Below are 22,726 nucleotides of genomic sequence, written 5' to 3' on the forward strand. Positions count from 1 at the left end.
GACGCGTGTTTTAACCATAAGCATTCGGCAACCAAATCAAAGGGGTAGCGCGCATGACCACAGTGACGATCGAAGCCACCGACGGCGGCAGTTTCGACGGCTATCTGGCCATCCCGAGCAGCGGCAAAGGGCCGGGCCTGGTGCTGATCCAAGAGATCTTCGGCGTCAACGCCAACATGCGCGCACTGTGCGACCACTACGCCGCCCTGGGCTACACCGCCCTGTGTCCCGACCTGTTCTGGCGGCAGGAGCCGGGGGTGCAGCTGACCGACCAGACCGAAGCCGAATGGCAGCGGGCCTTCCAGCTCTACAACGGCTTCAGCGAGGCCAGCGGGGTGGAAGACCTGATCGCCAGCGTCGAGTTCCTGCGCGGGCATGAGGCGACCGAGGGCAAGGTGGGCACCCTGGGCTATTGCCTGGGCGGCAAGCTGGCCTTCCTGATGGCCACCCGCTCCGACGCCGACGCCAACGTCAGCTACTACGGCGTGGGCCTGGACGGCGCCATCGGTGAGGTCAGCGCCATCACCAAGCCGCTGATGCTGCACACCGCCGGCAAGGACAAGTTCTCTTCCGACGAGGCGCGGGCCAAGGTGAACGCCGCCATCGAGGGCAACCACCTGATCGTCCAGCATGTGTACCCGGAGCAGGACCACGCCTTCGCCCGCGTGGGCGGCGAGCACTACGACGCCAAGGCGGCCGACCTGGCCAACCAGCGCACGGCGACTTTCCTAAGGGAGACGCTGTTCTAAGTTTCCTCGGGCGCCGGGCGGCGGCATCCGCCGCCTCGGCTATCCTCAGTTTTCAGTCCACTGCGTTCCCCGAAAACTTCTGGCGGACGCGGTCGCGTCCTACAGCGGCGCCTTAACCCTTCGCACCAGGAGCCTCGTCATGGTCCACGCCATCCGCATCCACCAGACCGGCGGTCCGGAGGTGATGAAGTGGGAGGAGGTGGCGGTGGGGGAGCCGGGGCCGGGCCAGGTGCGCCTGCGCCAGACGGCGGTGGGCCTGAACTATATCGACGTCTACGTCCGCACCGGCCTGTACAAGAACCCGCTGCCCCTCATCCCCGGCATGGAGGCCGCGGGCGTGGTCGAGGCCGTCGGGCCCGACGTCTATGACTTCAAGATCGGCGACCGGGTCGGCTATTGCACCGGCGGCACCGGCGGCTATGCCGAGGCGCGGCTGTACCCGGCGGAGCGCCTGATCCACCTGCCGGACGGCATCGACGACCAGACGGGCGCCGCCATGCTGCTGCAGGGCCTGACGGCGCACTACCTGCTGCACCGCACCTTCCCGGTGAAGCCGGGGCAGACCATCCTGCTTCACGCCGCCGCCGGCGGAGTGGGGCTGATCGCCTGCCAGTGGGCCAAGGCCCTGGGCGCCACCGTCATCGGCACCGTCGGTTCGGATGAGAAGGCGGAACTGGCCCGCGCCCACGGCTGCGACCACACCATCGTCTACACCCGCGAGAATTTCGTGGAGCGGGTGAAGCAGATCACCGACGGCCAAGGCGTGCCCGTCGTCTACGACAGCATCGGCAAGGACACCTTCTACCAGAGCCTGGACTGCCTCAGCCGCCTGGGCACCATGGTCAGCTTCGGCAACGCCTCAGGCCCCGTGGGCGCGGTGGACATTGGCATCTTGAACACCAAGGGCTCGCTGTTCCTGACCCGCCCCTCGCTGGGCGGCTACGTCGCCACCACCAAGGAACTGCGGGACAGCGCCAACGCCCTGTTCACCGCCGTGCTGTCCGGCAAGGTGAAGATCGACGTGCGCCAGACCTTCGCCCTGAAGGACGCGGCCCAGGCCCACATCGCCCTGGAAGCCCGCCGCACCACCGGCTCCACGGTGCTGCTGCCGTAAGGCGTTCAGCCGGCGGTCGCCGCCGCCGGTTCCTCGCCCGCCAGCCACAGCGGCGACTTGATGGCCTTGAGGAAGGCGGCGTGGGCCTCCAGCTCCTCGGGTGAGGCGGCGTGGGGACGGGGGGCGCGGAACACGCGGGTCTCTTCCACCACCACCAGGCCGACTTCCGTCGTCTTGACGGCGGTGGCGCCCAGCACCAGGTCAGGCTGCCGCCCGCCCATCAACTCCAGATAAACTTCGGCCAGCAGCTGGGCGTCGAGGAGCGCGCCGTGGTAGGTGCGGCCGGAATTGTCGATGCCGAAGCGGCGGCAGAGGGCGTCCAGGCTGGCCGGCGCGCCGGGGAACCGCTTGCGCGCCATGGCCACCGTGTCGACCGACCTCGCCATGGGCATGGTCTTCAGCCCCAGCCGCGTGAACTCCGCGTTCAGGAAACCCATGTCGAAGCTGGCGTTGTGGATGATCAGCGGGCTGTCCTGGATGAAGTCCAGGAAGTCGCCGGCCACGGCGGCGAACACCGGCTTGTCCGACAGGAAGGCGGCCGACAGGCCGTGCACCGCCTCGGCCTCCGCCGGCATGTCGCGTTCGGGATTGATGTAGGCATGCCAGCTGTTGCCCGTGGCCACATGGTTCAGCAATTCGACGCAGCCGATTTCCACCACGCGGTCGCCTCCCAGGGCGTTGACGCCGGTGGTTTCGGTATCGAGGACGATTTCGCGCATGGCAACGGGTTACCTGGATTTGCGGATCGATGACGGGCGGGGGCGGGGCGGCCATACCCGGCCGCGCTGCCCGGACAGCAGTGTGACGATGGCGGCCAGCCGCCGCAAGGTCAGCGCGCGGCCCAGACCCGTCGGCACGACGAAATCCGCCCGGCGCCGCTTTTCCGCGTCCGGCATCTGCCGACGCAGGATGGCGTCCAGCTTGCCCGGATTCATGCCCGGCCGGGCCAGCACCCGGGCGCGCTGCAGGCTGCGGGGGGCGGAAACGACAGCCACCCGGTCGCAATGCGCCTGGCTGCCCGTCTCGAACAGCAGGGGCATATCCAGCACCGCCACCTTGGCGCCGGAGGCGGCGGCGCGGCGCAGGAAGCGGTCGCGCGCTTGGCCCACCAGGGGATGGACGATGGCCTCCAGCCGCCTCAGCGCCGGCGTATTGCCCATCACCTCCGCCGACAGCAGCCGCCGGTCCACCGCGCCATCGCGCACCACACCGGGAAAGGCCCGGCCGATGGGTCCGACCGCCGCCCCGCCCGGGGCGTAAAGACGGTGCACCGTGGCATCGCTGTCGTGCACCGGGCAGCCCAGGCGGCGCAGCATACCCGCCGCCGTGGACTTGCCCATGCCGATGGACCCGGTGAGGCCGAGAACGATCATCGGAAGTCAGTCTCCGAACACGGCGGCGTAGAGGGCGTCCGTCACCTGCGGCGCCCGCCCGAACCAGGCCTCGAAGCCTGGCCGGCCCTGGTGCAACAGCATGCCGCGCCCGTCCACCGTGACATGGCCCCGCGCCTTGGCCGCCAGCAGCAGCGGTGTTTCCACCGGCGTGTAGACGATGTCGGTCACCACGGCGTCCAGGGGCAAGGCGGCCAGCGCCAAGTCCAGGGACGGGTGGCCCGCCATGCCTTGGGTGGTGGCGTTGGCCAGCAGATGGGCGCCGGCCAGGCAGTCGGCCCGTTCCTCCCACGCCACCGCGACAACGGGACAGGCGACGCCAGGGCCCAGATCGGCCACCAACTCCCGCGCCCGGACCAGGGTGCGGTTCACCAGGCGGATTTCCGGCACACCGGCATCGGCCAGCGCCACCACCAACGACCGCGCGGCCCCGCCGGCGCCGATGATGACGGCCGGCCCTTTGGCCGCCCGCCAGTCCGGCGCACCGGCCTTCAAATTCTCGATGAAGCCGAAACCGTCGGTGTTGCGGCCCTCCAGCATGCCGTCGGCGTGGACGATGACGGTGTTGACCGCCCCCATGCGCCGGGCCGTCTCATCGACCCGGTCCACGGTGCGGAACGCGGCCTCCTTATGCGGCACAGTGACGTTGCACCCCACCAGGCCCAGGGCGGGCAGGGCGCGCAGCGCCTGCTCGATGCGATCCGGCGGGACGGCCAAGGGCACGTAGGCGCCGTCGATGCCGTACTCCGCCAGCCAATGGCCATGCAGGCGCGGGCTGCGGCTGTGCCCCACCGGCCAACCCATGACGCCCGCGACGCGCGCCTTACCCGTGATGCTCATGATTTCATCCTTCAGGCGGGCAACACGCCGCGCACGCGCAGGAAGCCCAGCAGGGGCAAGAGCGGCAGGCCCAGGATGGTGAAGTGGTCGCCGGCCACGCGGGTGAACAGCTGCGCGCCCAGGGCCTCCAGCTGATAGCCACCGACGGAGGTCAGCACGGCGTCGCCGGCGGCATCCAGGTAGCGCTCGATGAACTCATCGCTCAACGACCGCATGGTCAGCTTGGCCTGGTCGGTCTGGTGCCAGACGCGGCTGTTGTTGTGGAACAGCACGGCGGTGGTCACCAGGCGGTGGGTACGGCCGGACAGGGCGCGCAGTTGCGCGGCGGCGGCCGCGCGATCCTCCGGTTTGTCGAACCAGCGGCCTTCGCACTCCAGCATCTGGTCGGCGCCAATGACATAGGCGCCCGGCACCTTGGCGGCGACACGGCTGGCCTTCAGTTCGGCCAGCGCTTCCGCCGTTTCCTCCACCGTCAGGCCACCCGCCTTGCATGACAGCTTGACCTCTTCCTCATCCACGCCGGGCCGGTGGGCCACCACCTCCAGCCCCGCCGCGCGCAGCAGGGACAGACGCGTCCGGCTGCCGGACGCCAGCACCACCGGCTGCGTCGACAGGGCCGGCGGGAAATCTTCACACGACATGCAAGAACTCACATTCCGGAATGGGGCGGGCGGGGGGAAAGGCGGGGGCCACTGGGGCGCGGACCTTCAGCCGGTTCCCCCACCGGGTTGATGGGCTCCGCCCCCGCCGGGCGGCGGCGGGCCAGCAGCATGAGGATTTCGGCCGCCGTCTCCTCGATGGACCGGCGGGTGACATCGATGACGGGCCAGCCCTTGCGGCTGTACAACCGACGCGCCTCCGACAGTTCCGAGCGCACCTGCTCGGGATCGACGTAGCTGGTCTCTTCGCCCTGGTTCAACAGGCGCAGGCGGTTGCGGCGAATTTGGATCAACCGCTCCGGGTCCTTGGTCAGGCCCACCACCAGGGGACGGGACACCTGGTCCAGCTCCGGCGGCAGGGGGCAGCCGGGGACGAAGGGGATGTTGGCGGCCTTGATGCCGCGGTTGGCCAGATAGATGCACGTCGGCGTCTTGGAGGTGCGCGAGACGCCCACCAGGATGACGTCGGCCTGATGCAACTCCCACGCCGTCTGGCCATCGTCATGGCCCAGGGCGAAATCCATGGCGTCGATGCGGCTGAAATATTCCGCGTCCAGGGCGTGCTGGCGGCCCGGCTGGCTCTGGGACTCCAGGCCGAGGTACGCCGCCAGCGAGTTGATCAGGTGGTCCAGCACCGGCACGCAGGGAATGCCGATCTCGCGGCAGGTGTCCTGCAGGCGGCGGCGCAGCCGCTCATTCACCAGGGTGAACATGACCAGGCCCGGATTGTCGCGGATGCCGTCGATCACCATTTCCAGCTGCCGATCGGTGCGCACCAGGTTCCAGAAATGCTCGACGGGTTCGACATGGTCGAACTGCGAGACGCAGGCGCGGGCCACGGAATTGATGGTCTCACCAGTGGCGTCGGACACCAGGTGCAGGTGGAATTCCTTGGTTTGGGGCGTCTGTGTCAAGGGTGTCGCTCCGGCGGTGGTCTTAAAACCTGTGAACTGAATCTGGGGAAAACCAACGGATAATCCGGGAAAAATCCGGTGTTCCGGGATCCCGTCTTCCTTCCATACAGGCTTCCTGGGATCCCACGCAGAGGGAATCCCGCATCGGGATAAAGGTCCGTCACCCCTTGGAACAACCGGGGGCGATGACGCGCGCCGTCCCTTTATCCCCAGGATCCCCAGACCCTACGGAATCTATACCATTCCAAGGCTCTGCCCAGAAACCCCGCAACAGTGTCCACATTCTGAAGAACGCGCCCTGGATCCCGCGAACGCTGTGGATGGAATGCGGATGACCTTGAATTCCCGTTATCCACAGGGCCAACTACCACCCCATTCCTTTTTCAAATTAGATCAGAGTAGAAAAAGGGGCCTGTGGGAAAACGTCGGGCCCGGCCGTCAACACGCCAGCGCCCCTATGGAGACCGCCTTGTCCCAGATCCAGCCCCAAAGCCGGCCGGACCGCCTGCTGCTGCGTACCTTGAAGGGCGAAACCGCCCCCCGTCCGCCCTTTTGGCTGATGCGCCAGGCCGGCCGCTACCTGCCCGAATACCGTGAGGTGCGGGCCCAGGCCGGCGGTTTCCTGGATCTGTGCCTGAAGCCGGATCTGGCGACCGAGGTGACGCTGCAGCCCATTCGCCGCTATGGCATGGACGCGGCCATCCTGTTCTCCGACATCTTGATCCTGCCGCACGCCTTGGGGCAGAAGGTGTGGTTCGCCGAAGGGGAGGGGCCGCGCCTGGATCCCATCCGTGACCAGGCCGGTCTGGACCGCCTCGATGTGGCCAACCTGGAAGCGCGGGCGGAACCTGTCTATGAGGCTGTCCGGCGCATCCGGGCGGCGCTGCCGGAACCGGTGACGCTCATCGGTTTCGCGGGCAGCCCCTGGACCGTGGCGACCTACATGGTGGAAGGGGCCGGGTCCAAGGAGTTTCTTCACACCAAGGGCTGGGCCTACAAGGATCCGGCGGGTTTCCAGCGCTTGATCGACCTGCTGGTGGAAACCACGGTCACCCACCTGTCCGCCCAGATCAATGCCGGGGCGGAGGTGGTGCAGTTGTTCGACAGCTGGGCCGGCGCGCTGGCCCCGACGGAATTCGCCCGCTGGTCCATCGCTCCCACCCAAGCCATCGTGCGGGCTCTGAAGGATAGGCATCCGGGGGTCCCCGTCATCGGCTTTCCGCGCGGGGCGGGGATCGGTATCCAGGCGTATGTGGAGCGGACGGGGGTGGACGCCGTCAGCCTCGACACGTCCGTCCCGCTGGACTGGGCCGCCAGCGCCCTGCAGACCCGTGTGCCCGTTCAGGGTAATCTCGATCCCTTGGCCCTGGTGGCGGGAGGGGAGGCCCTGCGCGGCGCCGCCACGGATATCCTGACGACGCTGGGCAAGGGTCTCTTCATTTTCAACCTGGGCCACGGCATCGTGCAGCAGACCCCGCCCGAGCATGTGGCGGAACTGGCCCGCTTGATCCAGGACTGGCCATCCTTAAATCAGGGATGATCCACCCGCATGATCCAGGACGCGGCGGCATCCGTATCCGCCCGCGTCCGATACGACCCGCCGACCGCCACCGAGCCCCCATGAATCCGCTGCCCCTACCCGAGATCGCGTCCGACATCCAGGGGGCGCCCAAGGCCGCCCGTGCCCGGCGCATCGCCGTCGTCCTGTTCAATCTCGGGGGGCCGGACAGGTTGGAGGCGGTGCGACCCTTCCTCTACAATCTGTTCCGAGACCCGGCCATCATTCGCCTGCCGGCGCCTTTCCGCCAACTGGTGGCGCACCTGATCTCCAGCCGGCGCGACAAGGTGGCCCAGGGTATCTACCAGACCCTGGGCGGCGGGTCCCCCCTGCTCCCCAACACCGTGGCCCAGGCGCAGGCGCTGGAGCAACAGCTGTGGGATGCCGGCACGGTCCGGGTGTTCGTCGCCATGCGCTACTGGCATCCCTTCAGCGACGCCGTGGCCCATGACGTGAAGGATTGGGAACCGGACGAGGTGGTGTTGCTGCCCCTCTATCCCCAGTTCTCCACCACCACCACGGCATCCAGCCTCAAGGACTGGCACCGGGCGGCCAAGGCGGCCGGCCTGACGGCGCCCAGCCGGGCCATCTGCTGTTATCCCGACGAGCCGGGCTTCGTCGCCGCCACGGCCAAGCTCATCCGCGTCGGGCTGGAGGCGGCGTCTCCCCACGGCACGCCGCGCGTGCTGTTCTCCGCCCACGGCCTGCCGGAGAAGGTGGTGAAGGACGGCGATCCCTATCAGTTCCAATGCGAGCGCACGGCGCAAGCGGTGGTGAAGTCCTTGCGCATCCAGGGCCTGGACTGGGTCTGCTGCTACCAGAGCCGTGTCGGGCCCATGAAGTGGATCGGCCCCTCGACGGATGAGGAGATCCGCCGGGCGGGCCGGGACAAGGTGCCGGTGGTGGTGGTGCCCATCGCCTTCGTCTCCGAACATTCCGAAACCCTGGTGGAGATCGAGCACGAGTATCGCCATCTGGCCAAGGAGGTGGGCGTGCCCCACTTCGTGCGCGTGCCGGCCGTGGGGGTGGAGCCGTCCTTCATCCTCGGCCTGGCGGGCTTGGTGCGCCAGGCGCTGATCCGCACCGCCGGCGGGCCGGTGCTGTGCGGCACGGGCCTGCGCCTGTGCCCGACCGGCAAAGCCGGTTGCCCGCAGCCCGCCTCGGGGGCATAAGGGGCGCCAAGACCTCAAAGACAGGGCAGGGTGCCACCCCCATGTATCTCTGGATCAAGGCCATCCACGTCATCGCCGTCATCTCCTGGATGGCGGGGCTGTTCTACCTGCCGCGGCTGTTCGTCTATCACTGCGACGCGCCGGTGGGATCCGCTCAGTCCGAGACGTTCAAGGTGATGGAACGGCGCTTGCTGCGCGTCATCATGAACCCGGCCATGATCCTGGCCTGGGCCTGCGGCCTGGCCATGATCACCCTGGATCCAGGCCTGTTGAAGGGGGCCGGCTGGCTGCACGCCAAACTGTCGCTGGTGGTGCTGATGACGGCGATGCACATGGCCATGGCCCGCTGGCGCCGCGCTTTCGCCGAGGACCGCAACACCAAATCCGCGCGCTTCTTCCGCATGGCCAATGAGGTTCCGACCCTGTTGATGATCCTGATCGTCATCCTGGTCATCGTTCGCCCATTCTAATCGTCCACCTCCAGGGCGCGCCGTTAGCGCCCCGTTTAAGTTCCGGCGCCCATCCGGGATATTTAGTCCTAGGTCGAATGCGCCCTGTGATCCGGGACTTTTTGTTTTGACTTGGCGTCGGGTCCTGTACTAATCCTGGAACAGGTCAAGGCCCGTAACGTCGGGATGATTTCGAGTCGCCCCGTCATCCGGGCGCCTGACTCGTGAGGCATCCCCGCCCCCCTCCCCGGGATGGGCGCAGCGAGGCCAGTTTCCCCGAACTTCCCCTCCCGGCGTCGCCGTCCTTTTTCCCCGGTGATGCCATCCTTCCACCCTACACACCCTATTCCATGAGTTCGGGGCCGGCGGCCAAGCCCGTCGCATCATTCCCGGGGCTCGCGACAGGACGAAGATGAATCTCCAAGAGTTAAAGGCCAAGTCGCCCGCCGAGCTGCTGGCGTTCGCGGAAGAGCTGCAGATCGAAAACGCGGGCACCCTGCGCAAGCAGGACATGATGTTCGCCATCCTGAAACAGCTGGCCGAAAACGACGTGCCGATCTTCGGTGAGGGCGTGCTGGAGGTTCTGCAGGACGGCTTTGGCTTCCTGCGCTCGCCCGAGAGCAACTACCTGCCGGGCCCGGACGACATCTATGTCAGCCCCAGCCAGGTGCGGCGTTTCGGCCTGCGCACCGGCGACACGGTGGAAGGCCAGATCCGCTCGCCCAAGGATGGCGAGCGCTACTTCGCCCTGCTGAAGGTCGGGTCCATCAACTTCGACCATCCGGACAAGGTGCGTCACCGCATCAACTTCGACAACCTGACGCCGCTCTATCCTGAGGAACGGTTGAAGCTGGAGATCGAGGATCCGGTCCGCAACAAGAAGGACATGACCACCCGGGTCATCGACTTGGTGGCCCCGCTGGGCAAGGGCCAGCGCGCCTTGATCGTGGCGCCGCCGCGCACCGGCAAGACGGTGATGTTGCAGAACATCGCCCACTCCATCGCCACCAACCACCCCGAGGTCTACCTCATTGTCCTCCTGATCGATGAGCGTCCGGAAGAAGTGACCGACATGGCCCGCTCCGTCCGGGGCGAGGTCATCAGCTCCACTTTCGACGAGCCCGCGACCCGCCACGTCCAGGTGACGGAGATGGTGCTGGAGAAGGCCAAGCGCCTGGTCGAGCACAAGCGCGACGTCGTCATCCTGCTGGACAGCATCACCCGCCTGGCCCGCGCCTACAACACGGTGGTGCCGTCCTCGGGCAAGGTGCTGACCGGCGGTGTCGACGCCAACGCCCTGCAGCGGCCCAAGCGCTTCTTCGGCGCCGCCCGCAACATCGAGGAAGGCGGCAGCCTGACCATCATCGCCACCGCGCTGATCGATACCGGCTCGCGTATGGACGAGGTGATCTTCGAAGAATTCAAGGGCACCGGTAACTCGGAAATCGTCCTGGACCGCAAGCTGTCGGACAAACGCGTCTTCCCGGCCATCGACATCCAGAAGTCCGGCACCCGCAAGGAAGAGCTGCTGGTGGAAAAAGGCACCATGGCCAAGATGTGGATCCTGACGCCGCATCTTGAACCCGATGGGCGCCACCGACGCTGTGGAATTTCTGATTGATAAGCTCAAGCAGAGCAAGCAGAACTCCGAATTCTTCGAGAGCATGAACCAGTAAGAAGAATTCCAGTATCGATATCAAGGACGTCATTGCTACGCGATGGCGTCCTTTTTTATTGCCAGTAAAAACACTATTTTATAAATGAACCGCATATTAACCAAGATGGATCGATTTTTGGGGTTTGGTCAGCTTGATTGCGAATTAGTCACATTCAATTACGTTTCATAAGAAATTTGTGCTTGCGCAGCCCTTGCAGACGCTGAAAAAAGGTTCAAATAGCAGGGCTTATTGGTCTATCCTTTTGGATAGAGCAACCGCCGGGGGTCGTCTCACATGCGCTTACTGATTGCCGATGACCATGGTCTGGTGCGCGACGCATTGTCTTCACACATCGAAAGACAGGCGCCGGGCACGGTCGTCGTGGGGGCCGCCAGCGTGGATGAGGCCGTGTCCGCCCTGCGGCAGGACAGGGCCATCGACCTGCTGATCCTGGATTTGCGCATGCCCGGGATGAATGGCCTGGACGGTTTACAGCGCGTGCGGACCGAATTCCCCTTGCTGAAGGTGGCGCTGATGTCGGGACTGGCCCGGCCGGACGAGATCCGGGGCGCCTTCACCCGCGGCGCCGTGGGCTTCCTGCCCAAGACGCTCAGCGCGACGGAACTGTTGTCCGCCATCCAGACCATGCTGGCGGGTGAGCGGTTCATTCCGGCCGACATCAACACCGCCGACACCGCCGACGGGGCCAGCTTCACCCGGCGTGAGCGCGAGGTGCTGGACTATCTGCTGCAGGGCCGCTCCAACAAGGAGATCGCCCGCTCGCTGGAACTGGAAGAAGTGACGGTGAAGCTGCACGTGCGGGGCATCTGCCGCAAGCTGGGGGCCAAGAACCGCACCCAGGCGGTGATGCGCGCGGTGGAGATGGGTATCGCGAGCTGATGCCCCCGTCCGCCGGGGACAGCGCCGACGACAAGGCCGTGGGCCGGGTGGTTCCCGCCACCTTCCTGCATGACCTCAACAACCTGCTGACGGCCATCCACGGCTATTCCACCCTGCTGGCGGCGGATCTGCCCGCCGGGGGACTGGAGCAGGATTTCGCCGCCCGCATCCTGGCGGCGGCGGAAGAGGCGCGCCAGCTGGTGGCCAAGGTGCCGCGCCCGCGCCCCGCGGCCACCCTGCGCGTCCTGCTGGTGGGTGGGGCCCTCGCCCGCCTGGCCGGCTCGCTGGAGACGCTGGGCCTGGAAGTGACCCTGGCGGGGTCGGCGCGCGAGGCCCAGGGCGCCCTGAAGGCCAGCACCAGCGACTGGGACGTGGTGGCCGGCACGGCGGAAACGCTGGCCGGCCTGGGCGCCTACGGCCTGCCGCTGGCCACCGTGCCCGCCGGTGCCGATGCGGTGACGGTGGACGCGCTCATCCGTGGCGCACGCGGTTAAACACCCCATTCCGTCGCGCAAAAGAAAACCGCCCGGGCCATGGGGCGCCGGGCGGCTGTCTTGACTGAAGCTCAAGCCTGGGATCAGGCCTGGGCCATGTCTTCCGGCTTCTCCGACGCCAGCACCTGGCGGCGGTACAGGTCGACGAAGTCCAGCGGCTGCAGCATCAGCGGCGGGAAGCCGCCGTCGCGCACGGCGTCGGACACGATGGACCGGGCGAAGGGGAACAACAGGCGCGGCGCCTCGATCAGCAGCACGGCGCGGGTCTGGTCCAGCGGCATGGGCGGCATGGAGAAGATGCCGGCGTAGGACAGCTCGACGATGAAGGCGGTGCGGCCCTCGTGGCTGGCCTCGGCGCGGATGTTCAGCGCCACCTCGTGCACGTTCTCCGCCACGTTGCGGGCCTGCACGTCGACCTGCAGGTCGACCTTGGGCTGCTGGGCGTTCATCAGGCTGGCCGGGGCGTTCGGGTTCTCGAACGACAGATCCCGAACGTACTGGGCATTGACCACCAGCGGCAGCATGCCGGCGCCCTCGGTGGCGGTGGCGCCATTGCCGCCATTAGCGGCGCCGTTCAGGCTGGTCTCATCGGACATAGGTCTGGGACTCCCGGTAAAAGCAAATCAGCTATTCCGCAGAAGCGGACTGACGCGCGCGGGACTAGCACGGAAGCGACCGGCCGGCAACCGGGCATTAAGGCCCCGGGCGCCCCAGGGGCGGCGCTCCCCCTGAAACAAGCGAACCTTTCAGCCGTTCCGCGCCCCATCCCGCGCCCCATCCCGCGCATTGTCGCGATGACAAGGTCACCGTTGACGCTGCCCGCCGGCCCGGCCTAAAACCGGTTTCCGTGGTGATTTGCTGACCGGCTTGCAGGCCACGTTAAACAAGCTGCTAAAAGGTCGGGCCGTACATAAGGTACACCGACCACGCCGCCACCCCTTGCCGGTCGCGGTTGCCTTATGATCGGAGTGACGGCCATGGGCCAGACGCCTGACAATTCCACCCCCCCCTCGGCCCCGACCTTGCGTCCCCGCACCCAGCTGGTGCATGGCGGCACGCGCCGCAGCGGTTTCGAGGAAACCTCCGAAGCCCTGTTCCTGACCTCGGGCTTCATCTACGGCAGTGCGGAGGAAGCGGAAGCCGCCTTCGTCAACGACGGCTCGCGCTTCGTCTACTCGCGCTTCCGGAACCCCACCGTGGCCATGCTGGAGGAACGGCTGGCCGGGTATGAGGGCTTCAATCGCTGCATCGCCACGGCCAGCGGCATGGCCGCCGTCAACCTGGCGGTCATGGGCCTGCTGAAGGCTGGCGACCGGGTGGTGGCCCCGCACGCCCTGTTCGGCTCCTGCCTCTACATCGTCAAGGATCTGGCGCCGCGCTACGGCATCCAGTGCACCCTGGTGGAAGGCACCGACCTGAAGCAGTGGCAAGAGGCGCTGTCCACGCCGGCCACCGTGGTCTTCCTGGAAAGCCCCAGCAACCCCACCATGCAGGTGGTCGACGTGGCCGCGGTGGCGGAGCTGGCGCACAAGGCCGGCGCCCGCGTGGTGGTCGACAACGTCTTCGCCACCCCGGTGCTGCAGCGTCCCAAGGACATGGGCGCCGACGTGGTCGTCTATTCCGCCACCAAGCATATCGACGGCCAGGGCCGCTGCCTGGGCGGTGCCGTGCTGTGTGACGACGAGGTGGCGGCCCTGATCTCCCCGGTGCTGCGCCACACCGGCCCGTCCATGAGCCCGTTCAACGCCTGGGTGCTGCTGAAGGGCCTGGAGACGCTGGAGCTGCGCGTGAACGCGCAGGCGGCCTCCGCCTTGGCCCTGGCCCGCTTCCTGGAAGGCCACCCGGCGGTGGAGACGGTGCTGTACCCCGGCTTGACCAGCCATCCGCAGCATGAGCTGGCCATGCGCCAGATGAAGGCCGGCGGCACGCTCGTCACCTTCGAGGTCAAGGGCGGGAAAGAGGCGGCGTTCCGCCTGCTGAACGCGCTGAGGATCATCAAGATCTCCAACAACCTGGGCGACGCCAAAAGCCTGATCACCCATAACGCCACCACCACCCACCAGCGCCTGACCGACGAGGAAAAGGCCAAGGTGGGCATCAGTCCCGGCACCCTGCGCTTCTCCGTGGGGCTGGAAGACACGGACGACCTGCGCGACGACCTGGCCGCCGGCCTGGCCGCCGCCGCCGGCTGACTGGCCGCGTAACCATCGGCCATAGGCACAATTCAACTTTCGTCTCAGGTGAGGACACAACTTCCCCTGTGGACGGTCGTCGGCGTTTCCCCTAATGTTGCGGTGCAACAACGCAGCGCAACATAAGGGAGCGCTCACCATGCCGGATCGGCATATCCCTTACCCCACCGCCCCGCGTCCGGCCAAAAGGGCGGGCAAGGGGCGCATCGGCATGGTCATCCCCGGCACGCCGGAGGCCATGCACCTGAAGCGGGCCCAGGTGGAACTGGACCGGGTGGCGACTCGGGTGCATGAGACCGCCTTCGCCTCCGCCCACACCATCACCGCGCGCCTGGGCTTGCTGGCCCAGACCGGTGGCGACCCGGTGGCGCTGGGCACCAATCCCGAATTCGAACGCATGGGCCGCGAGAAGGTCGAGGCCTTCACGGACTCCGCCTTGGCCCTGGTGGGGGGCATGCGCGCCTTCCACGACGCATGGTGGCGCTGGCGCGACCATCAGGTCGACGCGCTGGGTGAATTCGCCCGCGCCGCCTGGTCATCCTGGCATCCCGGGGACTGGGTGACGGCGGAGCGCCGCCTGGTCACCTCCACCCTGCGCGCCGCCACCGGCGCCTTCACCCGGTTCAGCCACGCCACCAGCCGCTTGGGTGGGCTGGGCCTGGCGCCCATCCACCGCGCCGCCTCGGCCAACGCCCGGCGGCTGTCGCTGGTGCCGCGTCTGCTACCGCGGAAGGGCGCGGAAGGGGCGGGGTAATCCAGCGTGAAAAATCCAGCGTGAGACGTGGGCCCCTGGACAGGGAAGGGGTCCGCGTCGGGGTCAAGCCAGCCTGAAGCCTGAAAACGGAATAACAAGATCCGGGAGGCTGCCATGGGACATATGGGCAGGGATGGGCCCGCCAGGACGTCGGTATCCGATGACACGGCGGTGATCGATGAAAAAGCGGGCAAACCGGGAAAAAACTCCGGGGGCAAACGATTAGCCAAGGCACCGGGCCGCGCATGGGGTGATGCGTGGGAAAAAGTTTGTGCCATACTCCCCGTCCGTTCCGGGACCCGCGGTACTGGTGCCCCGACCCTGGACGCTGCCCGCCCGGTCGGAACCGAACCGCTGGGCCTTGCCAGAGATTCGCCGCGCCATGTCCCCTGCCGCCAAAACCGCCCCGACCAAGCCGGACCCCGCTCCGCTGGATGACACCCCCATGCCGGAGGCCCTGCCCACGGCCGAGGCGCTGACCACCCGGATGGCCAACCTGGCGGACGGCGATCTGCGGCGCGAGGACCTGCGCGCCGGCATCCTGGCCCTGATGCGGCAGACCCTGGACCAAGGCCGCGCCCTCATCCGCCGCCGGCTGGAGAATGGTGGCCGGGGAGAGGTCTGCCTGCGCGAGGCCACGGCCCTGACCGACGCCATCGTCGTGTCGCTGGCCGATTTCGCCCTGCACCGCGTCTTCCCCACAGCGGGCCCGACGCGTGGCGAGCAGTTCGCCGTGGTGGCCACCGGCGGCTACGGCCGCAAGGAGATGGCGCCCTTTTCCGACGTCGACCTCTTGTTCCTGCTGCCCTACAAGCGCACGCCGCGCATTGAGCAGGTGGTGGAATACGTCCTCTACCTGCTGTGGGACATGGGGCTGAAGGTCGGCCACGCCGTGCGCTCGACCGATGAATGCGTGCGTCAGGCCCTGGCCGACATCACCATCCGCACCAGCCTGCTGGAGGCGCGCTTCCTCTATGGCGATGAGAAGCTGTACGCGGAATTCCGCAAGCGCTTCGCCAAGGAGGTGGTGGCCAACACCGGCCCCGCCTTCATCGAGGCCAAGCTGGCCGAGCGCGACAGCCGCCACCTGAAGTTCTGCGACAGCCGCTATGTGCTGGAGCCCAACGTGAAGGAGGGGAAGGGCGGCCTGCGCGACCTGCAGACCCTGTTCTGGATCGCCAAGTACGTCTACCAGGTCGACAAGGTGAAGGATCTGGTGGCCAACGGCGTGCTGCTGGCGGAGGAGGCGCAGCGCTTCGCCAAGGCGCAGAACTTCCTGTGGACCTGCCGCTGCCACCTGCATTACCTGACCGGCCGGGGCGAGGATCGCTTGACCTTCGACGTGCAGGGCGAGATGGCGCGCCGCCTGGGCTACACCGACCACGCCGGCACCAGCGACGTCGAACGCTTCATGAAGCACTACTTCCTGATGGCCAAGGACGTGGGCGACCTCACCCGCATCCTCTGCGCCACCCTGGAACAGGAAAGCCAGCGGCCGCCCCGCTTCGCTTTCCTGCGGCGCGTGAAGCCCAGCGAGCTGGAAGGTTTCGTCATCGACAACGGCCGCCTCAGCATCCGGGATGAACGGCATTTCCGCGACAAGCCGGTGGACATGGTGCGCCTGTTCCGCGTGGCGCAGTGGCACAACCTGGATATCCATCCCAAGGCCTTGCGCGCGCTGGCACGCTCCATCTCAGCCCTGGGCCCCAAGGTGCGCAACGATCCGGAGGCCAACCGGCTGTTCCTGGAAATCCTGGGCTCGCGCAAGGATCCCGAGGTCACGCTGCGCCGCATGAACGAGGCCGGCGTGCTGGGCCGCTTCCTGCCCGACTTCGGCCGGGTCGTGGCGCAGATGCAGTACGATATGTACCACATGTTCACGGTGGACGAGCACACGCTGTTCGCCATGGGCATCCTGCACGACATCGACAAGGGCAATTTGAAGGACGAGGTGCCGCTGGCCTGCGAGGTCATCCACACCCTCAGCTCCAAGCGCGCCCTGTCGGTGGCCCTGCTGCTGCATGACGTGGCCAAGGGCCGGGGCGGTGACCATTCCATCCTGGGTGCCAAGGTCGCGGAGAAGCTGTGCCCCCGCCTGGGCATGACCGAGGAGGAGACGGAGACGGTGGCCTGGCTGGTGCGGCAGCACCTGACGATGTCCATCGTCGCCTTCAAGCGTGACCTGGACGATGAGAAGACCATCCGCGACTTCATCGACATCGTGAAGTCGCCGGAACGCCTGAAGCTTCTGCTGGTCCTGACCGTGGCTGACATCCGCGCCGTCGGCCCCGGCCGCTGGAACAACTGGAAGGCCACGCTGCTGCGCCAGCTGTATTGGCGGGCCGAGGAAATGATGTCCGGCGGCGTGGTGGGTTCCGATGGGCGCGAGAGGCGCATCGCCAACGCCCAGGCCGCCCTGCGTGCGCAGTTGCCCGACTGGGCCCCGGCCGATGTGGACCATCACCTGGCCCTGGGCTATCCCAACTACTGGTTGGCCTTCGACCCGCCCACCCTGGCCCAGCACGCCCGCCTGATCCACGACGCGGAAGCCAACCAGGCGCCGCTGACCATCGAGACGCGTTACGACCCCGGCCGCTCGGTCACCGAGGTCACGATCTACACCGCGGACCATGCCGGCCTGTTCTCCCGCTTGGCCGGGGCCATGGCACTGGCCGGCGGCGACATCGTTGACGCCCGCATCACCACCATGACCAACGGCATGGCGCTGGACGTCTTCTCCCTGCAGGGTGCCGGGCCCAGCGGCGCCCGCTTCGACAGTGGCGACAAGCGGGCGCGGCTGAAGTCTTCGGTGGAAAAGGCGCTGGCCGGCGATATCAAGCTGGCGCCGGAACTGGCCAAGCGCGCATCACCGCTGCCGTCGCGCACCCGGGTGTTTCGCGTGCCGCCGCGCGTGCTGGTCGATAACAAGGCCAGCGCCGGCTACACCGTCATCGAGGTCAACGGCCGTGACCGGCCGGGCCTGCTGTACGACCTGACCCGGGCCCTGACGGCGCTGAACCTGCAGATCGCCTCGGCCAAGATCTCCACCTACGGCAACGCCGCCGTCGACGTCTTCTATGTGAAGGACATCTTCGGCCTGAAGGTGGCGCACGAGGCCAAGCTGGCCCAGATCCGGAAAGAGCTGCTGTCCGTTCTGGACGATCCGGATCCCGCGGCGGAGCAACCCAAGGCCAAACCGGCGCGCCGCCGGTCCGCCGCTGCGGCGGCTGAGTAAGGCTCTCAAGACGGTGTTTCTTTTTCCAATAGGCCCCGACGGGGGCCGCCGGAGCTTTTCGGGAGCGTCAGCGGACTGAAAAGCGAGGAAGCCAAGCCGGCGGATGCCGGCGCCCGGCGCCTGAGGGAACATGAAAACTGGCGCTTGCGCCAGTTTTCGGATAATGCGCGGGCACCATGAGCTTCGCGCGCGCCACCGCCACCGTCGGCGGCCTCACCCTCATCTCCCGCGTCGGCGGGTTCATCCGTGACCTGCTGACCGCCTGGGTACTGGGCGCGGGGGTGTCGGCCGACATCTTCATCGTGGCGCAGCGCCTGCCCAACTACTTCCGCTCCATGTTCGCGGAAGGGGCCTTCACCGTCTCCTTCGTGCCCATGTATTCCGCCGACCTGAAGGCGCGCGGGCGGGGGCCGGCGGACCAGTTCGCCGACCAGGCGCTGTCCTTCATGGTCCTCGTACTGTTGCCCATCACCGCTCTGGTGATGATGGCCATGCCTTGGGTGATGCTGGGCCTCGCCAGCGGTTACGCCGACCAGCCGGAACACTTTTCCCGGCTGGTGGAGCTTGGGCGCATCACCTTCCCCTACCTGATGTTCATCTCCATCACCGCCCTGCAGACCGGCGTGCTGAACGCGCTGGGCCGCTTCGCGCCGGGGGCGGCGGCGCCCATCGCCTTCAACATCTGCATGATCGCGGCCCTGGGCTGCACCGTCTGGCTGCATCTGGAGGCCAATTTGGGCCAGGCCTGGGGCCTGACCATCTCCGGCATGGTGCAGATGATCTGGTTGGCGGTGTCCTGCCATCGGGCGGGGGTGGCGTTGCGGCTGACCTGGCCGCGCCTGACGCCGGATTTGAAGCGCCTGTTCCGTCAGATGGTGCCGGGCGCCATCAGCGCCAGCGTCATCCAGATCAACCTGATCATCGGCACCCACGTGGCGTCGCTGCTGCCCTCGGGTTCCATCTCCTACCTTTATTATGCCGACCGCCTGAACCAGCTGCCGCTGGGCGTCATCGGTATCGCCATCGGTACAGCCCTGCTGCCCACCTTGTCCCGCCATGTTCAAGGCGGGGAACGGGACGCCATCGACCACCATGTCAGCCGGGGCATCGAGTTCGGCCTGCTGCTGGCCCTGCCGGCGGCCTTCGCGCTGGGCCTGGTGCCGGAACCCATCTACAAGGCCCTGTTCCACGGCGGCCGCTTCGGATTGGCCGAGGCGCACCAGACCGCCCTGGCCCTGGCCGTCTACGCCCCCGGCATCCCGGCCTATGTCGCGTCCAAGGTGCTGACCGCCATCTATTTCGCGCATCAGGACACGCGCACCCCCATGCGCATCGCCATCGCCACCCTGGTGGGCAACATGGCCCTGGCCACGGTGCTGGCCCTCTACACGCCCTTGGCCCATGTCGGCATCGCGCTGGCCAGCACCATCACCGCCTGGGGCAACATCAGCCTGCTGTCCCTGTCGCTGGTGCGGCGGGGCTGGCTGCGCCTGGACCGCCAGCTGCTGACCCGGGCGCCGCGCATCCTGGCGGCCAGCCTGGTCATGGCGGGCTGCCTGATACCCCTGGCGACGGTGCTGGATCCGTATTTCGTGGACAGCGTCTGGGTGCGCGTGCCGGCGCTGGCGGCGCTGGTGACGGCGGGCCTCGTGGTCTACGGCGTCGCGGTGGTGGCCCTGCGCGGCGTCGTCATTTCCGACTTCCTGGCGCGCCTGCGGCGCAGACGAAAGTGAGACGGCGGAAGTGAGGGAACCGCCCAGCCCGGCTTGACCGCCAGGGGGCCGGGGCCCTACTTTCGCCATCCGGTTTTATCTTCCTGCCAAGGCCATACACATGAACCGCATCTTCTCCGGCATGCAGCCGACCCGCCTGCTTCATCTCGGCAATTACCTGGGCGCGCTGCGGAACTGGGTGGACCTGCAGGACCAGTATGAGTGCATCTTCTGTGTCGTGGATTTGCACGCCCTGACGCTGCCGCAGGACGCGCCGACGCTGACCAAGAACATCCGCGCCGTGGCCGCGGCCTACATCGCCGCCGGCATCGATCCCGACCGCAACCTGATCTATAACCAGTCGGCCGTGTCGGGTCATTCCGAACTGGCCTGGATCTTCTCCTGCCACACCCCCATGGGCTGGCTGAACCGCATGACCCAGTTCAAGGAGAAGGCGGGCAAGCAGAAGGACATGGCGGCCCTGGGCCTCTACGCCTATCCCGTGCTGATGGCCGCCGACATCCTGCTGTACAAGGCGACCCACGTGCCGGTGGGCGAAGACCAGAAGCAGCACCTGGAACTGGCCCGCGACATCGCCGGCGCTTTCAACCGCTTCTATGAGAAGGACGTGTTCCCCCTGCCGGAACCGCAGATCCTGGGTGAGGCGACCCGGGTGATGAGCCTGCGTGACGGCACGAAGAAGATGAGCAAGTCGGACGAGTCCGACTACAGCCGCATCAACCTGACGGACGACGCCGACGCCATCGCCCTGAAGATCCGCAAGGCCAAGACCGATCCGGAGCCGCTGCCGGCCACGCTGGAGGAATTGGCCAAGCGGGCCGAGGCCGACAACCTGGTCACCATTTACGCGGCCCTGGAAAACATCTCCAAGCAGGACGCCTTGTCCCGCCACGCCGGCGCCACCTTCTCCGCTTTCAAGGCCGACCTGTGCGACCTGGCGGTGGCCAAGCTGTCGCCCATCACCGCCAAGATGAACCAGCTGCTGGCCGACCCGGCCGAGCTGGACCGGATCCTGCGCAAGGGGGCCGACAAGGCCAACGAGATCGCGGCGCGGACCATGGCCGAGGTGAAGGACATCGTGGGATTGCTGCGGCCCTGAGCCGCGCAGAGGTTCCGGTGCTTTGAGATCAACGGCATGGGGCCCGTTCCCCGTGCCGTTTTTCTTTGGGCGCGACGGCAAGGGCCATGGCCCGCGTGCCGCCGCTCGGGTAGAGTTGGACCCGTGGCCGGCACGCCTTAAGGGTCCCATGCAAATCTACCTGCCGATCGCCGAGATGTCGGTCAACGTCTTCTGGGTCTTGGGCTTGGGGGCCATGGTCGGCTTCCTGTCAGGCCTGTTCGGCGTGGGCGGCGGCTTCCTCATGACACCGCTGCTGATCTTCATCGGCGTGCCGCCGGCGGTGGCGGTGGGCACCCAGGCCAACCAGCTGGTGGGGGCCGGCGTCTCCGGCGTCATGTACCATTGGCGCAAGCGCAACGTGGATGTGAAGCTGGGTCTGGTGATGCAGGCTGGCGGCATCGTCGGCACCGTGCTGGGCGTCATGCTGTTCAGCATGCTGCAGCGCCTGGGCCATATCGACCTGGTCATCTCCCTGTCCTATGTGATCTTTCTGGGCGGCATCAGCGGCCTGATGCTGATGGAAAGCGTGCGCGCCCTGTTCCGCGGCCGGCGCAAGGGCGTGACGCGGGGCAAGCTGCACCACCACACCTGGCTGCACGGCCTGCCGTTCAAGATGCGCTTCCCCCGCTCGCGCCTGTACATCAGCGTGCTGCTGCCGGTGGGCATCGGCTTCATCGGCGGTGTGCTGGTGGCCATCATGGGCATCGGCGGCGGCTTTCTGCTGGTCCCGGCCATGATCTACATCCTGGGCATGCCCACTACCCTGGTGGCCGGCACCTCGCTGCTGCAGATCATCCTGACCACGGGCGTGGCCGCCGTGCTGCAGGCCGCCACCAACCACACGGTCGACATCCTGCTGGCCATGATGCTGCTGATCGGCGGCGTGCTGGGGGCCCAGTTGGGCTCGCGCGCCAGCGGCTACCTCAAGGGGGAGCAGGCCCGCGCCCTGCTGGCCCTGACCGTGCTGGGGGTGGCTGTCAAGCTGGCGGTGGACCTGGTGCTGACGCCGGACGACCTCTATTCCATCACCACCACGGCGGGCCCGAAATGAGGGCGCGGCGCTGGGGCGGGGCGATGGCTGTGCTGGCGTTGCTGGCAATTTGGACGCCGGTGCGGGCCCAGACCCTGGTGGCCGACCTGTCCAGCCATTTGATCGCCATCACCACGGGCTTTACCGGCACCGACGTTGTGCTGTTCGGCGCCATCGACCAGCCGGGTGACGTCGCCGTGGTGATCGAGGGGCCGGAAACCTCGCAGACCGTGCGGCGCAAGGACCGCATGGCCGGCATCTGGATCAACAACGAGACCCTGAAATTCTCCCACGTTCCCGGTTTCTACGGCGTCGCCAGCAACAAGCCGCTGGACGCGCTGCTGCCGCCGGCGGTTGCCCAGCGCCACGAAATCGGGCTTGATCATGTGCGCATGCTGCCGCGCGCCGACGCCGATGCGGCCACGGTGGCGGAATTCCGCGCCGCCCTGATCCGCAACAAGCAGCGCGAGGGGCTGTACGGCACCGAAGTGGGGGAGGTGGTCTTCCTGGGCCAGCGCCTGTTCCGCACCTCGATCAGCTTTCCGGCCAACGTGCCGATCGGGTTGTACACCGTCAGCGTCTACCTCATCCGCAACCAGGACGTGGTGGGGGCTCAGACCACGCCGCTGGCCGTCAGCAAGATCGGCTTCTCCGCCGACATCTTCGACTTCGCTCAGCACAACGGCCTGGTCTATGGCCTGGTGGGCGTGCTGTTGGCGGTGGGCGCCGGCTGGCTGGCCGGCAGCGTCTTCCGCAAGGGCTGA

The 22,726-nt window shown here is 67.2% G+C and carries 20 protein-coding genes, 1 pseudogene and 1 riboswitch; of the genes and pseudogenes, 15 read left to right on the forward strand and 6 right to left on the reverse strand.

Features of this window, described 5'->3' with window-relative positions:
• Positions 1-53 precede the first annotated feature (53 nt).
• Both UAA55_RS29865 and UAA55_RS29870 read left to right on the forward strand, forming a co-directional pair.
• Positions 54-749, forward strand: coding sequence for a dienelactone hydrolase family protein (locus UAA55_RS29865; RefSeq protein ID WP_322957417.1), 696 nt, complete (start codon positions 54-56; stop codon positions 747-749).
• A 139-nt stretch (positions 750-888) separates the two neighbouring features.
• On the forward strand, positions 889-1,863 hold the full coding sequence (locus UAA55_RS29870; protein ID WP_322957418.1) for a quinone oxidoreductase family protein: 975 nt from the start codon (positions 889-891) through the stop codon (positions 1,861-1,863).
• 5 nt (positions 1,864-1,868) lie between these two features.
• Here the strand turns inward: UAA55_RS29870 and dnaQ are convergent, their stop codons facing one another.
• Genes dnaQ through UAA55_RS29895 form a run of 5 tightly spaced genes read right to left on the reverse strand, consistent with a single transcriptional unit; the run spans position 1,869 to position 5,667 of the window.
• A complete protein-coding gene (gene dnaQ, locus UAA55_RS29875; protein ID WP_322957420.1) occupies positions 1,869-2,582 on the reverse strand; it encodes a DNA polymerase III subunit epsilon in 714 nt (237 codons plus the stop codon).
• Between the two features lie 9 nt (positions 2,583-2,591).
• On the reverse strand, positions 2,592-3,236 hold the full coding sequence (coaE, locus tag UAA55_RS29880; protein ID WP_322957421.1) for a dephospho-CoA kinase: 645 nt from the start codon (positions 3,234-3,236) through the stop codon (positions 2,592-2,594).
• A 6-nt stretch (positions 3,237-3,242) separates the two neighbouring features.
• Complete coding sequence (locus UAA55_RS29885; protein WP_322957423.1) at positions 3,243-4,094, reverse strand: shikimate dehydrogenase; 852 nt, start codon at positions 4,092-4,094, stop codon at positions 3,243-3,245.
• Positions 4,095-4,105: 11 nt separating this feature from the next.
• Positions 4,106-4,735 (reverse strand): Maf family protein, encoded by a 630-nt coding sequence (locus UAA55_RS29890; RefSeq protein ID WP_322957425.1) that lies wholly within the window; start codon positions 4,733-4,735, stop codon positions 4,106-4,108.
• Positions 4,736-4,743: 8 nt separating this feature from the next.
• Positions 4,744-5,667: a pyruvate, water dikinase regulatory protein gene (locus tag UAA55_RS29895; RefSeq protein WP_322957427.1), complete on the reverse strand. Its 924-nt coding sequence runs from the start codon at positions 5,665-5,667 to the stop codon at positions 4,744-4,746.
• A 478-nt stretch (positions 5,668-6,145) separates the two neighbouring features.
• Between UAA55_RS29895 and hemE the strand changes: the two genes are divergently transcribed.
• The 6 genes and pseudogenes from hemE to UAA55_RS29925 all read left to right on the forward strand — a co-directional run bounded on the left by hemE (position 6,146) and on the right by UAA55_RS29925 (position 11,898).
• Positions 6,146-7,207, forward strand: a complete 1,062-nt coding sequence (gene hemE / locus UAA55_RS29900; RefSeq protein WP_416235256.1) for a uroporphyrinogen decarboxylase — start codon at positions 6,146-6,148, stop codon at positions 7,205-7,207.
• An 80-nt stretch (positions 7,208-7,287) separates the two neighbouring features.
• On the forward strand, positions 7,288-8,397 hold the full coding sequence (hemH, locus tag UAA55_RS29905; protein ID WP_322957430.1) for a ferrochelatase: 1,110 nt from the start codon (positions 7,288-7,290) through the stop codon (positions 8,395-8,397).
• Positions 8,398-8,438: 41 nt separating this feature from the next.
• A complete protein-coding gene (gene hemJ, locus UAA55_RS29910) occupies positions 8,439-8,867 on the forward strand; it encodes a protoporphyrinogen oxidase HemJ (RefSeq protein ID WP_322957432.1) in 429 nt (142 codons plus the stop codon).
• Positions 8,868-9,258: 391 nt separating this feature from the next.
• Positions 9,259-10,522: pseudogene (gene rho, locus UAA55_RS29915) on the forward strand (transcription termination factor Rho).
• 276 nt (positions 10,523-10,798) lie between these two features.
• Complete coding sequence (locus tag UAA55_RS29920; RefSeq protein WP_322957433.1) at positions 10,799-11,404, forward strand: response regulator transcription factor; 606 nt, start codon at positions 10,799-10,801, stop codon at positions 11,402-11,404.
• Positions 11,404-11,898, forward strand: a complete 495-nt coding sequence (locus UAA55_RS29925; RefSeq protein WP_322957434.1) for a hypothetical protein — start codon at positions 11,404-11,406, stop codon at positions 11,896-11,898. The genes UAA55_RS29920 and UAA55_RS29925 overlap by 1 nt, the downstream gene beginning before the upstream one ends.
• Before the next feature lie 83 nt (positions 11,899-11,981).
• On the opposite strand, the gene secB is transcribed toward UAA55_RS29925, so the two are convergent.
• On the reverse strand, positions 11,982-12,494 hold the full coding sequence (gene secB / locus UAA55_RS29930) for a protein-export chaperone SecB (RefSeq protein ID WP_322915488.1): 513 nt from the start codon (positions 12,492-12,494) through the stop codon (positions 11,982-11,984).
• Positions 12,495-12,735: 241 nt separating this feature from the next.
• Positions 12,736-12,813: riboswitch (SAM riboswitch) on the forward strand.
• Positions 12,814-12,875: 62 nt separating this feature from the next.
• Here secB and metZ point away from each other — a divergent pair.
• From metZ to UAA55_RS29965, 7 genes are all read left to right on the forward strand, one after another.
• Positions 12,876-14,090 (forward strand): O-succinylhomoserine sulfhydrylase, encoded by a 1,215-nt coding sequence (gene metZ, locus UAA55_RS29935; RefSeq protein WP_322957435.1) that lies wholly within the window; start codon positions 12,876-12,878, stop codon positions 14,088-14,090.
• A gap of 139 nt (positions 14,091-14,229) precedes the next feature.
• Positions 14,230-14,844, forward strand: coding sequence for a hypothetical protein (locus tag UAA55_RS29940; protein WP_322957436.1), 615 nt, complete (start codon positions 14,230-14,232; stop codon positions 14,842-14,844).
• Between the two features lie 382 nt (positions 14,845-15,226).
• The gene (locus UAA55_RS29945) at positions 15,227-18,079 is read left to right on the forward strand and encodes a [protein-PII] uridylyltransferase (RefSeq protein WP_322957437.1); all 2,853 of its coding nucleotides are present in this window, start codon (positions 15,227-15,229) and stop codon (positions 18,077-18,079) included.
• Positions 18,080-18,255: 176 nt separating this feature from the next.
• On the forward strand, positions 18,256-19,812 hold the full coding sequence (gene murJ, locus UAA55_RS29950) for a murein biosynthesis integral membrane protein MurJ (RefSeq protein WP_322957439.1): 1,557 nt from the start codon (positions 18,256-18,258) through the stop codon (positions 19,810-19,812).
• Between the two features lie 100 nt (positions 19,813-19,912).
• A complete protein-coding gene (gene trpS / locus UAA55_RS29955) occupies positions 19,913-20,911 on the forward strand; it encodes a tryptophan--tRNA ligase (protein WP_322957440.1) in 999 nt (332 codons plus the stop codon).
• Positions 20,912-21,059: 148 nt separating this feature from the next.
• Positions 21,060-21,983, forward strand: a complete 924-nt coding sequence (locus tag UAA55_RS29960) for a sulfite exporter TauE/SafE family protein (RefSeq protein WP_322957441.1) — start codon at positions 21,060-21,062, stop codon at positions 21,981-21,983.
• Between the two features lie 23 nt (positions 21,984-22,006).
• Positions 22,007-22,726 carry a TIGR02186 family protein gene (locus UAA55_RS29965; RefSeq protein WP_322957443.1) on the forward strand — a complete coding sequence of 240 codons (720 nt, stop codon included), beginning with the start codon at positions 22,007-22,009 and terminating at the stop codon, positions 22,724-22,726.

Source organism: Nitrospirillum guanabarense, from assembly GCF_034653355.1.
In the GTDB taxonomy this organism is placed as follows: domain Bacteria; phylum Pseudomonadota; class Alphaproteobacteria; order Azospirillales; family Azospirillaceae; genus Nitrospirillum.

Excerpts from the sequence above, each read along its gene's own strand:
- UAA55_RS29870 (WP_322957418.1), top strand. The coding sequence starts at position 889 with ATGGTCCACGCCATCCGCATCCACCAGACCGGCGGTCCGGAGGTGATG.
- hemJ (WP_322957432.1), top strand. The coding sequence starts at position 8,439 with ATGTATCTCTGGATCAAGGCCATCCACGTCATCGCCGTCATCTCCTGG.
- UAA55_RS29965 (WP_322957443.1), top strand. The coding sequence starts at position 22,007 with ATGGCTGTGCTGGCGTTGCTGGCAATTTGGACGCCGGTGCGGGCCCAG.
- UAA55_RS29945 (WP_322957437.1), top strand. The coding sequence starts at position 15,227 with ATGTCCCCTGCCGCCAAAACCGCCCCGACCAAGCCGGACCCCGCTCCG.
- UAA55_RS29940 (WP_322957436.1), top strand. The coding sequence starts at position 14,230 with ATGCCGGATCGGCATATCCCTTACCCCACCGCCCCGCGTCCGGCCAAA.
- trpS (WP_322957440.1), top strand. The coding sequence starts at position 19,913 with ATGAACCGCATCTTCTCCGGCATGCAGCCGACCCGCCTGCTTCATCTC.
- UAA55_RS29960 (WP_322957441.1), top strand. The coding sequence starts at position 21,060 with ATGCAAATCTACCTGCCGATCGCCGAGATGTCGGTCAACGTCTTCTGG.
- dnaQ (WP_322957420.1), bottom strand. The coding sequence starts at position 2,582 with ATGCGCGAAATCGTCCTCGATACCGAAACCACCGGCGTCAACGCCCTG.
- murJ (WP_322957439.1), top strand. The coding sequence starts at position 18,256 with ATGAGCTTCGCGCGCGCCACCGCCACCGTCGGCGGCCTCACCCTCATC.
- UAA55_RS29890 (WP_322957425.1), bottom strand. The coding sequence starts at position 4,735 with ATGTCGTGTGAAGATTTCCCGCCGGCCCTGTCGACGCAGCCGGTGGTG.
- UAA55_RS29865 (WP_322957417.1), top strand. The coding sequence starts at position 54 with ATGACCACAGTGACGATCGAAGCCACCGACGGCGGCAGTTTCGACGGC.
- secB (WP_322915488.1), bottom strand. The coding sequence starts at position 12,494 with ATGTCCGATGAGACCAGCCTGAACGGCGCCGCTAATGGCGGCAATGGC.
- metZ (WP_322957435.1), top strand. The coding sequence starts at position 12,876 with ATGGGCCAGACGCCTGACAATTCCACCCCCCCCTCGGCCCCGACCTTG.
- hemH (WP_322957430.1), top strand. The coding sequence starts at position 7,288 with ATGAATCCGCTGCCCCTACCCGAGATCGCGTCCGACATCCAGGGGGCG.
- UAA55_RS29885 (WP_322957423.1), bottom strand. The coding sequence starts at position 4,094 with ATGAGCATCACGGGTAAGGCGCGCGTCGCGGGCGTCATGGGTTGGCCG.
- UAA55_RS29920 (WP_322957433.1), top strand. The coding sequence starts at position 10,799 with ATGCGCTTACTGATTGCCGATGACCATGGTCTGGTGCGCGACGCATTG.
- UAA55_RS29925 (WP_322957434.1), top strand. The coding sequence starts at position 11,404 with ATGCCCCCGTCCGCCGGGGACAGCGCCGACGACAAGGCCGTGGGCCGG.
- coaE (WP_322957421.1), bottom strand. The coding sequence starts at position 3,236 with ATGATCGTTCTCGGCCTCACCGGGTCCATCGGCATGGGCAAGTCCACG.